Origin of the sequence: Neoaquamicrobium sediminum (assembly GCF_040970315.1) — a bacterium.
Taxonomy (GTDB): Bacteria; Pseudomonadota; Alphaproteobacteria; order Rhizobiales; family Rhizobiaceae; genus Aerobium; species Aerobium sediminum.
This window is the reverse complement of sequence record NZ_JAZHFV010000018.1, coordinates 16,039-29,756: the sequence shown is the minus strand read 5'-3', so window position 1 is coordinate 29,756 and position 13,718 is coordinate 16,039. Positions and strand designations below refer to the sequence as shown.

14 protein-coding genes and 1 tRNA gene are annotated in these 13,718 nt (G+C 63.1%); 5 read left to right on the top strand and 10 right to left on the bottom strand.

All coding sequences use genetic code 11. From position 1 onward, the window contains the following. The coding region (locus V1479_RS25405; protein ID WP_368805305.1) for a hypothetical protein at window positions 1-782 on the top strand (782 nt) is incomplete at its 5' end. Window positions 783-957: 175 nt separating this feature from the next. On the opposite strand, the gene V1479_RS25400 is transcribed toward V1479_RS25405, so the two are convergent. Next, a tRNA-Thr gene (locus tag V1479_RS25400) sits at window positions 958-1,033 on the bottom strand. Window positions 1,034-1,190: 157 nt separating this feature from the next. On the opposite strand from V1479_RS25400, the gene V1479_RS25395 reads away from it, so the two are divergent. Continuing rightward, window positions 1,191-1,964 (top strand): NAD kinase, encoded by a 774-nt coding sequence (locus tag V1479_RS25395; RefSeq protein WP_368805304.1) that lies wholly within the window; start codon window positions 1,191-1,193, stop codon window positions 1,962-1,964. 190 nt (window positions 1,965-2,154) lie between these two features. Further along, window positions 2,155-3,726 carry a DEAD/DEAH box helicase gene (locus V1479_RS25390; RefSeq protein WP_497831764.1) on the top strand — a complete coding sequence of 524 codons (1,572 nt, stop codon included), beginning with the start codon at window positions 2,155-2,157 and terminating at the stop codon, window positions 3,724-3,726. A gap of 204 nt (window positions 3,727-3,930) precedes the next feature. Here the strand turns inward: V1479_RS25390 and V1479_RS25385 are convergent, their stop codons facing one another. Continuing rightward, complete coding sequence (locus tag V1479_RS25385) at window positions 3,931-4,266, bottom strand: TfoX/Sxy family protein (RefSeq protein ID WP_368805303.1); 336 nt, start codon at window positions 4,264-4,266, stop codon at window positions 3,931-3,933. 81 nt (window positions 4,267-4,347) lie between these two features. On the opposite strand from V1479_RS25385, the gene V1479_RS25380 reads away from it, so the two are divergent. Beyond that, complete coding sequence (locus tag V1479_RS25380) at window positions 4,348-4,845, top strand: GFA family protein (RefSeq protein ID WP_368805301.1); 498 nt, start codon at window positions 4,348-4,350, stop codon at window positions 4,843-4,845. Here the strand turns inward: V1479_RS25380 and V1479_RS25375 are convergent. Continuing rightward, on the bottom strand, window positions 4,786-5,793 hold the full coding sequence (locus tag V1479_RS25375; protein ID WP_368805300.1) for a DMT family transporter: 1,008 nt from the start codon (window positions 5,791-5,793) through the stop codon (window positions 4,786-4,788). The genes V1479_RS25380 and V1479_RS25375 overlap by 60 nt on opposite strands. A gap of 134 nt (window positions 5,794-5,927) precedes the next feature. On the opposite strand from V1479_RS25375, the gene V1479_RS25370 reads away from it, so the two are divergent. Then, window positions 5,928-6,365, top strand: a complete 438-nt coding sequence (locus V1479_RS25370; RefSeq protein WP_368805299.1) for an Lrp/AsnC family transcriptional regulator — start codon at window positions 5,928-5,930, stop codon at window positions 6,363-6,365. An 8-nt stretch (window positions 6,366-6,373) separates the two neighbouring features. On the opposite strand, the gene sufA is transcribed toward V1479_RS25370, so the two are convergent. From sufA to V1479_RS25335, 7 genes are all read right to left on the bottom strand, one after another. Then, entirely contained in the window at window positions 6,374-6,763 is a 390-nt protein-coding gene (gene sufA, locus V1479_RS25365; RefSeq protein WP_368805298.1) for a Fe-S cluster assembly scaffold SufA, read from the bottom strand. Between the two features lie 91 nt (window positions 6,764-6,854). Then, on the bottom strand, window positions 6,855-7,247 hold the full coding sequence (locus V1479_RS25360; protein ID WP_438620920.1) for an SUF system Fe-S cluster assembly protein: 393 nt from the start codon (window positions 7,245-7,247) through the stop codon (window positions 6,855-6,857). Between the two features lie 5 nt (window positions 7,248-7,252). Then, window positions 7,253-8,494, bottom strand: a complete 1,242-nt coding sequence (locus tag V1479_RS25355) for a cysteine desulfurase (protein WP_368805296.1) — start codon at window positions 8,492-8,494, stop codon at window positions 7,253-7,255. A gap of 193 nt (window positions 8,495-8,687) precedes the next feature. Then, window positions 8,688-9,953, bottom strand: coding sequence for a Fe-S cluster assembly protein SufD (gene sufD, locus V1479_RS25350; RefSeq protein ID WP_368805295.1), 1,266 nt, complete (start codon window positions 9,951-9,953; stop codon window positions 8,688-8,690). Window positions 9,954-9,961: 8 nt separating this feature from the next. Beyond that, window positions 9,962-10,717, bottom strand: coding sequence for a Fe-S cluster assembly ATPase SufC (sufC, locus tag V1479_RS25345; RefSeq protein WP_173190892.1), 756 nt, complete (start codon window positions 10,715-10,717; stop codon window positions 9,962-9,964). A 31-nt stretch (window positions 10,718-10,748) separates the two neighbouring features. After that, entirely contained in the window at window positions 10,749-12,260 is a 1,512-nt protein-coding gene (sufB, locus tag V1479_RS25340; protein WP_368805293.1) for a Fe-S cluster assembly protein SufB, read from the bottom strand. Window positions 12,261-12,447: 187 nt separating this feature from the next. Continuing rightward, window positions 12,448-13,611 (bottom strand): cysteine desulfurase family protein, encoded by a 1,164-nt coding sequence (locus V1479_RS25335; RefSeq protein ID WP_368805292.1) that lies wholly within the window; start codon window positions 13,609-13,611, stop codon window positions 12,448-12,450. Between the last annotated feature and the right edge of the window lie 107 nt (window positions 13,612-13,718).

Genomic DNA, 13,718 nt, shown 5'->3' with positions numbered 1-13,718 from the left:
AGATCGCGATCGCCGGCTACGGCAACCGCAGCGGCAACATCCGCCTGAACATCGTGGGCGGCGAGCCGGGTCGCGGCACCTATGCGGTCGGCGCAAACTCCGTTGAGGCAACACCGGTCGAGCCGATAGCCTCTGCCGCAAGCGTCACCACCTACGCATCGGACACGCCGTCTCCGGCCCGCCTGGCTGCGGCACCTGTTCCGCTGCAGCAGGGCACGTCGGCCGGGGCTTCGGCGACCAAGTCCGGCGATACACGCGATGTCACGGTTGCGGCCTGTTCGCAGCAGGTGTCTCAGCCTGCCGCAGCACTGGTCGGCAGCAACCGCGTCGAGCTCGTCTCCGCCGTGGTGACACCGAGCAATGACGGCATGCTGCGGGTCCCCGCAGGCGGCGGCAGCTTCACCACTGTCGCGGTGAACAATGCCGGCGCGGATGCGACACTGACGGCTGAACTGTCGCTGTCGCCGGTTGCCGGTGTGGCTTCGGCACTGCCTGCGGGCATGTCGATCTGCCGGACCGATCCGGCGACCAGCACCTGCATCGGCGCGCGGGCAAGCTCGGTCACCTTCGAGGCGGCCTCGAACACGCCGGTGACCTTCGCGGCCTTCGTGGACCACCAGGGCAGCGAGATCGCCTATGATCCCGCCACCCGGCTCTACGTCCACTTCCGCCAGGGTTCGGCGGTTGTTGGCACCGCCAGCGTATCGGTCTGCACCATCGGCAGGGAAGGCTGCGAAGCCGGTCCGCGCCAATCGGCCAGCCTCACAGACATCGCCCAGTAAGGTCACTCCGCTTTACACGGAGCTCAAACAAGATCGGCCGCCGCGACATCGAACGTCGCGGCGGCCGATCGCATGATAAGGCAGCAGCGCTGGCGGCATTGGAGGGCAGAGCGTGGGGAACAAACGCCGCCACCAGATTGACCCTGAAAGTCAGCTTGTCGCGGATCGGAAAAGATGGTGCCCCCGGACGGACTCGAACCGCCGACCCCCTGATTACAAATCAGGTGCTCTACCAACTGAGCTACAAGGGCATTGCGTAGCGGGTTAGCATAAATTGCCAAGCAGTAAAGTGGAATGTGCTTGGCGGGGCGGAATGCTGGCGACGCGCCTGCCGCTTTCTTCGGTGCCCGCGCCGTGCTACGCCTCCCGCACCCGCCTCCATCGCAGGCTCTTATCCGCCGGAAATCCATGCCCGACGAAAACATTGCCCTCACCTTCATCGCGGCAGAAAGCGACGACGCTCGTGAGGCGGCGGCGCGGCTTGCAGCGCTCTATGGCCAGAGCCGTGTTGAGGATGCAGACGTCGTCGTGGCGCTGGGCGGCGACGGTTTCATGCTGCAGGCGATCCAGGACAACATGGATTCCGGTCGCTCGATCTACGGCATGAACCGCGGCACCATCGGCTTCCTGATGAACGAATATTCGGAAGGCGACCTGCTCGCGCGCATTGCCGCCGCCACACCCGAGACGATCCGCCCGCTTGTGATGGACGTCGAGACCGCTGACAGCGCGCCACGGACGAGCCGCGCCATTAACGAGGTGTCGCTGTTCCGGCAATCGGCGCAGGCGGCAAAGATACGCATCACCGTCGATGGCAAGGTGCGGCTCGACGAACTGATCTGCGACGGTGTCATGGTCGCCACGCCTGCGGGCTCCACCGCTTACAACCTCTCGGCGCACGGGCCGATCCTGCCGCTCGACGCGCCCTTGCTCGCGCTCACGCCGGTCAGCCCGTTTCGCCCGCGTAGATGGCGCGGGGCGCTGCTGCCGAACCATGCGAATGTGCGTTTCGATATTCTGGAAGCCGACAAGCGCCCGGTGAATGCGGTTGCCGACCATGTCGAGGTCAAATCTGTGACCTCAGTCAGCGTGCGCGAGTCGCGACGCTCCACGGTCACGCTTCTCTTCGACGAGAGCCATTCCTGGGACGAGCGCATCCTCACGGAGCAGTTTCGCTATTGAAATCTGCCCACGGCTTAATCATATCTCGTCAAAAGCCGCCATTTCCGGGCCTTTTCCGGCTGCCGCCGTTGACATTGCGGCAATCGCGCCTTAACGCCACCGACAGGTATCCGAGCGCCGTGCGCCGGATTTGATGGACGCATTGTGCGGCGGCGTCCCAAACTCGCGAACCAGCAAAGACAGCCATAACGTGTCATCAGACAACCAGACCGACATTCAAGCCGAAACCACAGTCGAGGCTCCTGAGGTCACTTTTGCCGATCTCGGCCTCTCCCAGAAGGTTCTGTCCGCCGTCCACGACGCCGGATATGTTAACCCGACACCGATCCAGGCCGGCGCCATCCCGCATGCGCTCCAGGGCAAGGATGTGCTCGGCATCGCTCAGACCGGCACCGGCAAGACGGCCGCTTTCGTCCTGCCTATGATCACCAGGCTCGAAAAGGGCCGGGCCCGTGCCCGCATGCCACGCACGCTGATCCTCGAACCGACCCGCGAGCTTGCGGCTCAGGTCGAGGAAAACTTCGTCAAATACGGGAAGAACCACCGGCTCAATATTGCCCTGCTGATCGGCGGCGTTTCCTTCGACGAGCAGGAAAAGAAGCTGGAGCGCGGCGCTGACGTGCTGATCGCGACGCCCGGCCGCCTGCTCGACCATTTCGAGCGCGGCAAGCTGCTGCTGACCGGTGTCGACATTCTCGTCATCGACGAGGCGGACCGGATGCTCGACATGGGCTTCATTCCCGACATCGAGCGGATCGCGAAGCTTATACCGTTCACTCGGCAGACGCTGTTCTTCTCGGCGACGATGCCGCCGGAGATCACCAAGCTCACCGAGCAGTTCCTGCAGGCTCCGGTGCGCATCGAGGTCTCGAAGGCCGCTTCCACCGGGGTCAACATCGTCCAGCGGCTCGTGAAGTCGAAGTCGAAGGGCTGGGACAAGCGCGAAACCCTGCGCAAGCTGATCCGCGCCGAGGAAGATGAACTCAAGAATGCGATCATCTTCTGCAATCGCAAGGTCGACGTCTCCGAACTCTTCCGCTCGTTGGTTAAGCACGATTTCGATGCCGGCGCACTGCACGGCGACATGGACCAGCGCGCGCGCATGGCCATGCTGGCGGCATTCCGCGAAGGCAAGCTGAAGCTGCTGGTGGCTTCGGACGTCGCCGCGCGCGGTCTCGATATCCCCGATGTCAGCCACGTCTTCAATTTCGATGTGCCTATCCATGCCGAGGACTATGTCCACCGTATCGGCCGCACCGGCCGCGCGGGACGTTCCGGCAAGTCCTTCACGATCGTGACACGCTCCGATGGCAAGTATCTCGATGCGATCGAGAAGCTGATCGGCAAGGAGATCGAGTGGATGGACGGAGACCTTTCGACAGTCGCCCAGGACGACGCCGAGGAAGAAGCACCCCGTCGGGGCCGAGGCAAGGGCCGCGAACGCGGCAGGGCATCGTCCGGCGAGCGCAAGCCGCGCGGTGAGAAGCGCGCCCGCCGTGACGAAGCCGAAGAAGCGGTTGCCGAACCCATTCAGGTGGCTGAGGAAGCGCCCGCCGAAGACAAGCAGGCGCGCCGGGAGGCGATCAAGGCCGACAATGCCGAACGCAAGGCGAAGCCGGAACAGCCGCGCCAGCGCGAGGATGACAATCGGCGCGACCGAGGCGGCCGCAACAACAATTGGCGGCGCGAAGACGACGAGCCCTCGCCGATCGGCTTCGGCGACGATATGCCGGCGTTCATGAAGATTCCCGCACGGGTCTGATTTCAACGGCCGGCAATGGGCTCAACGTCCCTGCATGGATCCTCGGGTCAAGCCCGAGGATGACGAAGGCAGGAAAGTGTAGGCCCTCCGCCGATGCGGTAATCTGCAGTTGCCTTGCACCCGTCATACGCGAATAAGGCCCGGAATTGGCCCTACGCCTGTCCATGACGCCATAGCCGACAGGCGAGCGTCTCAGAGCGCGGGTTACTTTTTCCCACTCTTGCGCGAACGCAGCGCCGCCTCGTAGGCGTTGCGCGTCCAATGCGTCATCTCTTCGGGATCGTCGAGCGCGCTGTCGGGAATCGACCAGTACGGCATGGCGACCGGCCCTTTCCTGATATGGCCCTCATAGACCCATTGGGATGACCCGGCCGCCGCAAAGTCGGGCGCGCTCACCGCATCCGCCTTGAGCAGAATGTCGCCGCCCACCTCGAGCGCGACGATCTGGCCCTCGTGATAAATTCCCTTGCCGCCGAACATGCGCCGGATCGTCACCCGGCCGAGCCCCGAAAAGAGGTCGGCGATCGCGTCGTTGTCCATGCCCGGGTCCACACGTCGAGAGAAACAAAAATCTTACGGCGGCGTTAGAGTGCAGCAAACGCGACACGGAGAAAAGCCGCGATGCCTATGCTCCTGAAAGGCTCCTGCCGTTGCGGATCGGTCCGCTTCGAGGTGCAGAGCCATACGCCGGTACCCTACCAGCTCTGCTACTGCTCGATCTGCCGCAAACAGCAGGGCGGTGGCGGATATGCGATCAACCTCGGTGCCGATGCACAGACGCTTACAGTCGAAGGCGAAGGACATCTCGGGCTCTATCGTGCCGAGATCCAGGATGACGAACGGCCGCATTGCGAGACATCGACAGGCGAGCGCCGCTTTTGCCGCAACTGCGGGACGGCGCTGTGGCTATACGATCCCACCTGGCCGGACCTCGTTCACCCCTTCGCCTCCGCCATCGATACCGACCTGCCGGCAGCGCCCGAGCGCGTCCATCTGATGCTGAAATACAAGGCGTCATGGGTCGAGCCCGACATTCGCGAGCGTGACGCAACCTTCGAGCTATTCCCCAGTAAGTCGATCGCGGACTGGCACAGGAAGCGTGGCTTGTGGGTGGACTAAGCCTGCCTGCGCGGCATCAGGCTCACTGCGATCGGCCGCCATCGGGTCGGCGGTGCATTTGCCCTTGGACGGACGAGGCAGCGACCATCCGAGGTTCATGCCTGCGGCCGCGAGCAATATTGCGGCCGACCCGAAAAGCTGAATGCCCTGGAGCTGATGCCCGAAGGCAAAGTAGTCCACCGAGATTGCGGCAACGGGGTAGATGAACGACAGCGCACCCGTCAGGCTCGTGGGAAGCTGCTGGATCGCACCGTAAAGCAGCACATACATCAGACCGGTATGAACGATGCCGAGCGCGGCAAGGCTCGACCACTCGACGCCACCTGCAGGCAGCGCCGCGAAATCGGCAAGCGGCGCCAGAAGAACCACGCCGACGCTGACCTGGATGAACGCGATCAGGTGCGGCGGGATACCTTTCAGATATTTCGCGACGACCGCGGCGATCGCATAAAGAAAGGCGGCACCAAGGGCCAGTGCCACGCCGGCAAGATAGTCCGTGCCGGCGGCGTAGGCGCTGCCACCCCTCGCCTGCACGATCAGTAGCATCCCTGCAAATGCGAGCCCCAGCCAGCCCAGTTTGTCGAATGTAATCCGTTCCCGGAACAGGAAGACACCGAACGCGACCAGCATGAAAGGTTGCGTGTTGTAGACAACCGTGGCGATGGAAATCGAGGCGCGCGAATAGGACGCAAACAGCAAAAGCCAGTTCAATACGATCGCGACACCACCGAGCATGGCGAGAACGAGGAAGCGCGAGGAGAGAACGTCACGGCGAAAGAGGCCCAGCGCCAGGCACACCACGAACAGCGTGGCTGCCCCGAACACGCAGCGCCAGAACACCACATTGGTGACGCCCTGTCCTGACATGAGCACGAACCAGCCAATGGTTCCGGAGATCAGCATGGCCGCCGTCATTTTCGCGGAGCCTTGGAGGATGGGGTGTTGCATGGGGGAGTGCCTCGATGAACCTGTCACCGAGGATGCCCCTGCCGTCGGGGATTTTATATGCTATCTGGAAGGCAAATCGCGGCAAACGCCTAATATTTTCGTGCCGCGCCTGGTCTATCGCCTAAGGAAAAACAATGATCGATGAGACGGACCGCAACATCCTGATAGCGCTTGCAGATGATGCGAGGCTGTCGCTCAAAGAGTTGAGCCAGCGCGTCAATCTTTCGGCTCCCAGCGTCTCGGAGCGCCTGAAACGACTGGAGGAGCGCGGAGTGATTCGCGCGTTCACACTGGATGTCGACCCCAGCGCTCTCGGCTATACGCTGCAGGCGATCGTGCGTATCCGGCCGCTGCCAGGCCAGTTGCATATCGTCCAGAACCTGCTGGATCAGGTCGCCGAACTCGTCGAGTGCGACAAGGTCACGGGCGACGACTGCTTCATCGCGCGGCTCTACATCCGCTCCATGGAGCATCTGGACAGGATTCTCGACCGGATCGCCGAAAAAGCGGAAACCAACACTGCCATCGTGAAAGCACAGCCGGTACGGAGAAGGCTGCCGCCCCTGGCGTAATTGCCGCCTCAGGCCGCGTCGGCTGCCGCGCGGGCTTCGGCCAGCGCCTTAAGGTCGGCGGGCTTCAGTTCGACGGATTCACCGCAGCCGCAGGCAGACGACTGGTTCGGGTTGTGAAAGGTGAAGCCGGTGCGTAGCGTGGTCTTCTCGAAATCCATCTCGGTGCCGAGCAGGAAGAGAGCGGCCTCCGGCGCGACCCAGACATGGGCGCCGCCATGCTCGACGTGGTCGTCCTTCGCCTCCGGTTCGGTTACCAGGTCGATGGTATATTCCATCCCCGCGCAACCACCCTTCTTGATGCCGACACGAATGCCCTTCGCGCCGTCACGGGCGTCCACGATCTCGCGCACGCGGCCTGCGGCTGCGTCGGTCATCGTCATCACCTGAAATCTGCCCATTTCCTTCTCCATTGCGCGCCGGTTCAAAGCCGGCGGAATGATTGTCGTACCCCGAAGATGGTGAAGATTCGGGATATCTGCAAGTCGGCCGTCAGTACCAGCCTACCGCCACCTGGGCCTCTTCCGACATTCTGTCGGGGGTCCAGGGCGGGTCGAACACCATCTTGACGTCGACGCCGGAGACGCCTTCCACGGAGCTGACCGCATTCTCTACCCAGCCAGGCATCTCGCCCGCGACCGGGCAACCGGGGGCCGTCAGCGTCATGTCGATCTTGACCGAGCGGTCGTCCTCGATGTCGATGCGGTAGATCAGGCCGAGCTCGTAGATGTCGGCCGGGATCTCCGGATCATAGACCGTCTTCAGCGCACCGACGATGTCGTCCGTCAGCCGCGCCAGCTCGTCCTGGGGAATGGAGGAGCGGGAAGCAGCGTCATTCGCAGGCTGCGCCTCGCTGTTTTCCGTGTGTGCTGCCGTTTCGTCCATCATCATCATCCAAAGAATGTGCGCGCCTTTTCCAGCGCTTCGGCCAGGATATCGATCTCGGCCTTCGTGTTATACATGGCGAAGGAGGCCCTGCATGTCGAGGTCACGCCGAAACGCTTGAGCAGCGGCTGGGCACAGTGGGTGCCGGCGCGGACCGCCACGCCCGACCTGTCGATGACCATCGAGACGTCATGCGCGTGGATGCCTTCCAGCTCGAACGAGACGATGGCGCCCTTCCCCGGCGCGTTGCCGAAGATGCGCATCGCGTTGATGCCGCGCAGGCGCTCGTGCGCGTAGGCGGTGAGTTCGGCCTCATGCGCGGCGATGCGCTCGCGGCCGATGCCCTGCATGTACTGCAGCGCGGCGCCAAGGCCGATCGCCTGCACGATCGGCGGCGTGCCGGCCTCGAAGCGATGCGGCGGGTCGTTATAGGTCACCGTTTCCTCGGTGACGTTCTCGATCATCTCGCCACCGCCTTGGAAGGGACGCATGGCGGCCAGCATTTCCTTGCGGCCGTAAAGCACGCCGATGCCCGACGGCCCGTAGACCTTGTGGCCGGTGAACACGTACCAGTCACAACCTATGTCGCGCACGTCGACCGGCATGTGGACGGCGGCCTGGCTGCCATCGATCAGCGTCGGGATGCCGCGTTCCCTGGCGATGCGGCAGATTTCCTTGACCGGCGTGACGGTGCCGAGCGCATTCGACATATGGGTGATCGCCACGAGCTTGGTGCGCTCGGTCAGGCTTTTTTCGAAATCCTCGAGGTGGAAGGCCCCTTCATCGTCGACCGGCACCCATACGAGCTTCGCGCCCTGACGCTCGCGGATGAAATGCCACGGCACGATGTTGGAGTGATGCTCCATGATCGAGAGCACGATCTCGTCGCCATCGCCGATGTTCGGCATGCCCCAGCCATAGGCAACGGTGTTGATGGCTTCCGTCGTCGACTTGGTGAAGACGATCTCGTCGATGCTTTCGGCATTGAGGAAGCCGCGCACCGTCTCGCGTGCCTTCTCGTAGGCGTCGGTAGCCGCATTAGACAGGAAGTGCAGGCCGCGGTGCACGTTTGCGTATTCGTTGCTGTAGGCGTGGGAGACCGCGTCGATCACGGCCTGCGGCTTCTGCGCCGAAGCGCCGTTGTCGAGATAGACGAGCGGCTTGCCGTAAACCTCGCGCGACAGGATCGGGAAGTCGCGGCGGATCGCCTCAACGTCGTATGGCGTGTTCTCGACTTTCTGGTCCATTTGCAACGTGCCTTATTGTGCGTCCTTCGAGGCTCGCTTCGCTCGCACCTCAGGATGAGGGAAGTGATTTGTCGAGCCCAAGACGTAGCGGGCTCGATGCACAACCTCCCTCATCCTGAGATGCTAGCCCGCAAGTCCCATTTGCGGGTTCGCTGCGTCCTTCCAGAGCGAGCCTCGAAGGACGCACCACAATTCACCCGTGCTCGGCGAACCAGCCGTCGAGCTTTGCCTCCAGAGCCGCCACAAGCGCCTCGTCGTCCAGCTCCTCGATGATCTCGGCGAGGAATGCCTTGATGAGCAGGCCACGCGCGGCCTTTTCCGGCACGCCGCGCGCCATCAGGTAGAACAGGTGCGCGGGATGGATCTCGGTCACCGTCGCGCCATGGCCGCAGGCAACGTCGTCGGCGAAGATTTCCAGCTCGGGCTTGGTCGAGAATTCTGCATCGTCGGACAGAAGCAGCGTGTTGCACGCCATCTTGGCATCCGTCTTCTGGGCGATCGCGGCGACGCGGATCTGCCCCTGGAAGACGCCATGGGCCCTGTCTGTCACCACGTTGCGGATGATCTCGGTCGAGGTCGTATCAGGCGCCGAATGGTCGAGAACCATGGTGACGTCGCAATGCGTATCGCCACCCAGCAGGTTGATACCGCGCAGCTTGAAATCGGACCCCTCGCCGGCCGCGTCGACCCGCACTTCCTGCCGGACCAGCTTACCGCCGGCATTCATGATGAAGAGCGTTAGCCTGGCATCCTTGCCGATGCGAATCCTCATCTGGCCGAGATGCGTCGCGGTTACCGGCTGCTCCTGCACCAGCACCCAGACAACGTCCGCGCCGTCGCCGACGTCCAGTGTCGAGACCGAGCTTGCCAGTGCCGCGCCTGCGCCCGTCTGGCGCTCGACGATCGTTGCCCTGGCGCCAGCGCCGACGACGACCGGGAAGCGAGCATGCACCTGTCCGCCGGCCTGAAGGTTCTGCAGTTCGATCGGCGCGTCGAGCTGTGCGCCTTCCGCGATCGTCAAGGCATAGCCGTCGGACGCGAAAGCCGTGTTGACGGCGGCGACGGCATCAGTCGGGTCGACGGGGGCCAGTGCCGCATCCGCATCGCCGGCCAGCAGCATGTCCTGAAAACGGCGGACCGCTACACCCTCGATCTCCGAAGCTTTCTCCGCCTTGCCATTGCTGACGCGCAGCACCGCCGAACCGTCGATCAGCGAGCGCAGCGCGTCCGGCTTGGCGGACGGTTCGAAGGCGGGCACCGTGTTGAGAAGCCGGCGCAGGTCCGTATAGTGCCAGGCCTCGATGCGGCGGGTAGGCAGGCCGCCTTTCAGCAACTCGACGGCATCGTCACGCATGACCGTGACGGCGGCATCGCCAGGCAGATCGGACACGCGTTCCGAAAACGCCTCGACCAGCGCGGATTCCGCCGGTGTCAGTGTGGGGGAAGCATGGATGTTCATCATTCGCCTCAGGCCGCTTCGTCGATCACGCCGGCGTAACCGTTCTGTTCGAGTTCGAGCGCCAGGCTCTTGTCGCCCGACTTGATGACCTGCCCCTTGTAGAGCACATGCACGCTATCGGGCACGATGTGCTCGAGCAGGCGCTGGTAGTGGGTGATCACCACGATGGCGCGGTCGGGCGAGCGCAGGGCGTTGACGCCGTCCGAAACGATCTTGAGCGCATCGATGTCGAGGCCGGAATCGGTCTCGTCGAGTACGCAGAGCTTCGGCTCCAGCAGCTTCATCTGCAGGATTTCGGCGCGCTTCTTCTCGCCGCCGGAGAAGCCCACATTGAGGGGACGCTTGAGCATGTTCATGTCGATGTTGAGCGAGCCCGCCGCTTCCTTGACCCGCTTCAGCAGGTCCGGAATCTTCAGCTCTTCCTCGCCGCGCGCCTTGCGCTGCGAATTCATGGCGACCTTGAGAAACTCCATCGTGGCAACGCCCGGTATCTCCATCGGATACTGGAACGCCAGGAAGATGCCGGCGGCGGCGCGCTCGGCCGGGTCCATCTCGAGGATGGATTCGCCGTTGTAGAGGATGTCGCCTTCCGTCACCTCGTAATCGTCGCGGCCGGCGAGGATGTAGGAGAGCGTAGACTTGCCGGAGCCGTTCGGCCCCATGATGGCGGCAACCTCGCCCTTGTTGACGGTCAGGTTGAGCCCACGGATGATCTCGGTGCCGTCTTCGGCTATGCGGGCGTGAAGGTTCTTGATCTCAAGCATTGTTCTTTAGTCCTGAATTGGGTGCGCCGGCTTAGCCGACCGAGCCTTCGAGGGAAATGCCGATCAGCTTCTGCGCCTCGACGGCGAATTCCATCGGCAGTTCCTGAATGACTTCCTTGACGAAGCCGTTGACGATCAGCGCGATCGCCTCTTCTTCGGGAATGCCGCGCTGCATCACGTAGAAAAGCTGGTCTTCCGAGATCTTCGACGTCGTCGCCTCGTGCTCGAACTTGGCGGTCGAGTTCTTCGCCTCGATATAGGGCACGGTATGGGCGCCGCACTCATTGCCGATCAGCAGCGAATCGCACTGGGTGAAGTTGCGCGCGTTCTCGGCGCGGCGGTGGGCGGAGACCTGGCCGCGATAGGTGTTGTTCGACTTGCCGGCCGAAATGCCCTTTGAGATGATGCGGCTCGACGTGTTCTTGCCGAGATGGATCATCTTGGTGCCGCTGTCGATCTGCTGGTGGCCGTTGGAGACGGCGATCGAATAGAACTCGCCGCGCGAATTGTCGCCGCGCAGGATGCAGGAAGGATACTTCCACGTGATCGCCGAGCCGGTCTCGACCTGCGTCCACGAAATCTTCGAGTTCTTGCCGCGGCAATCGCCGCGCTTGGTGACGAAGTTGTAGATGCCGCCCTTGCCCTGCGCGTCGCCGGGATACCAGTTCTGCACGGTCGAATATTTGATCTCGGCATCGTCGAGCGCGATCAGCTCGACCACGGCAGCGTGAAGCTGGTTTTCGTCGCGCTGCGGAGCCGTGCAGCCCTCGAGGTAGGATACGTAGGCCCCCTCCTCGGCGATGATCAGCGTGCGCTCGAACTGGCCGGTGTTCTTCTCGTTGATGCGGAAATAGGTCGACAGCTCCATCGGGCAGCGCACGCCCTTCGGCACGAAGACGAAGGAACCGTCGGTGAAGACCGCCGAATTGAGCGTCGCATAATAGTTGTCGGTCGTGGGCACGACGGAGCCGAGATATTTCTGCACCAGCTCCGGATGCTCGCGGATGGCTTCCGAAATCGAGCAGAAGATCACGCCTGCCTTGGCCAGCTCCTCCTTGAAGGTGGTGACGACGGATACCGAATCGAACACAGCATCGACGGCCACACGGCCGGACTTGTAGACGTTGTCGTTGGCGCCGTCGTCATCCGCGTCCTTCTCGACGCCGGCCAGGATTTCCTGCTCGCGCAGCGGGATGCCGAGCTTCTCATAGACGCGCAGCAGTTCCGGATCGACCTCGTCGAGCGACTTCGGACCCGACTGGTTCTTCGGCGCGGCGTAGTAGTGGATGTCCTGGAAGTCGATCTTCGGATAAGAGACGCGCGCCCAGTTCGGCTCGTCAAGCGTCAGCCAGCGGCGGAACGCCCCAAGACGCCATTCGAGCATCCACTCCGGCTCGTCCTTCTTGGCCGAGATGAAACGGATCGTGTCCTCAGACAGGCCCTTAGGCGCCTTGTCCATCTCGATGAACGATTCAAATCCGTATTTGTACTGGTCCACATCGATCTTGCGGACCTGCTCGATCGTTTCCTGCACAGCAGGCATCGGCGCTCTCCATCCTTGCCAGGTTCAAGGCCCGGCAGTTGTCGATTCGCATATATTTCCGCGCATATATCGCGGTATGCGGTTCATGTAGTGTGCCATTGGCAAAAATGCACCCCGCCAACGGACTGCATTTGCAACGCACACATGTTTTGCCGGGCAAAAAAGCCCGGATTTTCGTACCGCCGCCTCAGGCAGCCCGTTCTCGCCCGTCGCGCCGCGCCAGATGCGCGCGCAACGCCTGCTCGAACGCTTTCAATTCAGCCTCGCCCGTCTCGGGTCCGATCGAGACCCTCAGCGCGCCTGCCGCTTCGCCATGCCCCATCGCCTTGAGTACGTGGCTTGGTCCCACCTTGCCGGAGGAGCAGGCCGATCCCGCCGACAGCGAGACGCCCGCAAGGTCGAACGCGATCTGGGCGGTTTCAGCCTTGAGGCCCGGTACCGCAAAGAACAACGTATTGCAAAGCCGCTCAGTACGGTTTCCGAAGATCGTGGCGTCAGGGGCGAGTTCGACCACAACCCGCTCGAACGCGTCGCGCATGGCCCGAATGCCATCGATGCCGGCAAGACCGGTCAAAGCTTCGCGCGCGGCCGCGCCGAAACCGGCGATGCCCGGCACGTTCTCAGTGCCTGCGCGAAAGCCCTTCTCCTGGCCTCCGCCAGAGACCAGGGGCACCGGCATCATCAGGTCGGAGACCCCGACCACCGCGCCCACGCCCTTGGGCCCGCCGATCTTGTGCGAGGACAGAATCAGGAAATCGCCGTAACCATCTGCAATACCGAGTGGAATGCGGCCGGCAGCCTGCACCGCGTCGACCACGAGCACGCCGCCATGAGCTTTCACCAGCGCAGCGATGTCGCGCACTGGCTGGATCACGCCGGTCTCGTTGTTGGCGGCATGGATCGCCACAAGCACAAGTCCCTGCGCGCGGTCATGGCCGGCCAGTTCGCGCTCAAGCGATGCCATGTCGACGATACCGTCAGCATCCACGCCGACGCGTGTGACCGCATCCGGCGCAAAGCGACCGCCATTCAGAATGCAGGGATGGTCGGCTGCCGAGACGATGAGGCGCGCCATGCGCACAGGCGCCTTGCCCATGCGCCAGTCCGGCGACAGGAGCATCGATGCCGCTTCCGTTGCGCCAGAGGTGAAAACCACATGCTCAGGCTTGCCGCCCGCAAGCGCCGCCACATCGCGTCGCGCCCCGTCGACCATGCGACGGGCAGAACGGCCGTCGGCGTGAACGGATGACGGATTCGCGTCGACCTCCAGCGCGGCCAGCATGGCAGCGCGCGCAGCCGGCAGCAACGGTGCACTGGCATTGTGGTCGAGATAGGCGCGGCTCGCCGCCATGACGGGTTTCAATCTCCTTGGCTCGGCAACGCTGCGTCAGGTCGGCGTTTTTCCTTGAAATTGCAAGGTCAGCCGTCCTATTTACCCGCGTTGCGAACCGGCAGGCA

Excerpts from the sequence above, each read along its gene's own strand:
- V1479_RS25395 (WP_368805304.1), top strand. The coding sequence starts at position 1,191 with ATGCCCGACGAAAACATTGCCCTCACCTTCATCGCGGCAGAAAGCGAC.
- V1479_RS25385 (WP_368805303.1), bottom strand. The coding sequence starts at position 4,266 with ATGGACAACGACGCGATCGCCGACCTCTTTTCGGGGCTCGGCCGGGTG.
- V1479_RS25380 (WP_368805301.1), top strand. The coding sequence starts at position 4,348 with ATGCCTATGCTCCTGAAAGGCTCCTGCCGTTGCGGATCGGTCCGCTTC.
- V1479_RS25375 (WP_368805300.1), bottom strand. The coding sequence starts at position 5,793 with ATGCAACACCCCATCCTCCAAGGCTCCGCGAAAATGACGGCGGCCATG.
- V1479_RS25370 (WP_368805299.1), top strand. The coding sequence starts at position 5,928 with ATGATCGATGAGACGGACCGCAACATCCTGATAGCGCTTGCAGATGAT.
- sufA (WP_368805298.1), bottom strand. The coding sequence starts at position 6,763 with ATGGGCAGATTTCAGGTGATGACGATGACCGACGCAGCCGCAGGCCGC.
- V1479_RS25360 (WP_438620920.1), bottom strand. The coding sequence starts at position 7,247 with ATGGACGAAACGGCAGCACACACGGAAAACAGCGAGGCGCAGCCTGCG.
- V1479_RS25355 (WP_368805296.1), bottom strand. The coding sequence starts at position 8,494 with ATGGACCAGAAAGTCGAGAACACGCCATACGACGTTGAGGCGATCCGC.
- sufD (WP_368805295.1), bottom strand. The coding sequence starts at position 9,953 with ATGAACATCCATGCTTCCCCCACACTGACACCGGCGGAATCCGCGCTG.
- sufC (WP_173190892.1), bottom strand. The coding sequence starts at position 10,717 with ATGCTTGAGATCAAGAACCTTCACGCCCGCATAGCCGAAGACGGCACC.
- sufB (WP_368805293.1), bottom strand. The coding sequence starts at position 12,260 with ATGCCTGCTGTGCAGGAAACGATCGAGCAGGTCCGCAAGATCGATGTG.
- V1479_RS25335 (WP_368805292.1), bottom strand. The coding sequence starts at position 13,611 with ATGGCGGCGAGCCGCGCCTATCTCGACCACAATGCCAGTGCACCGTTG.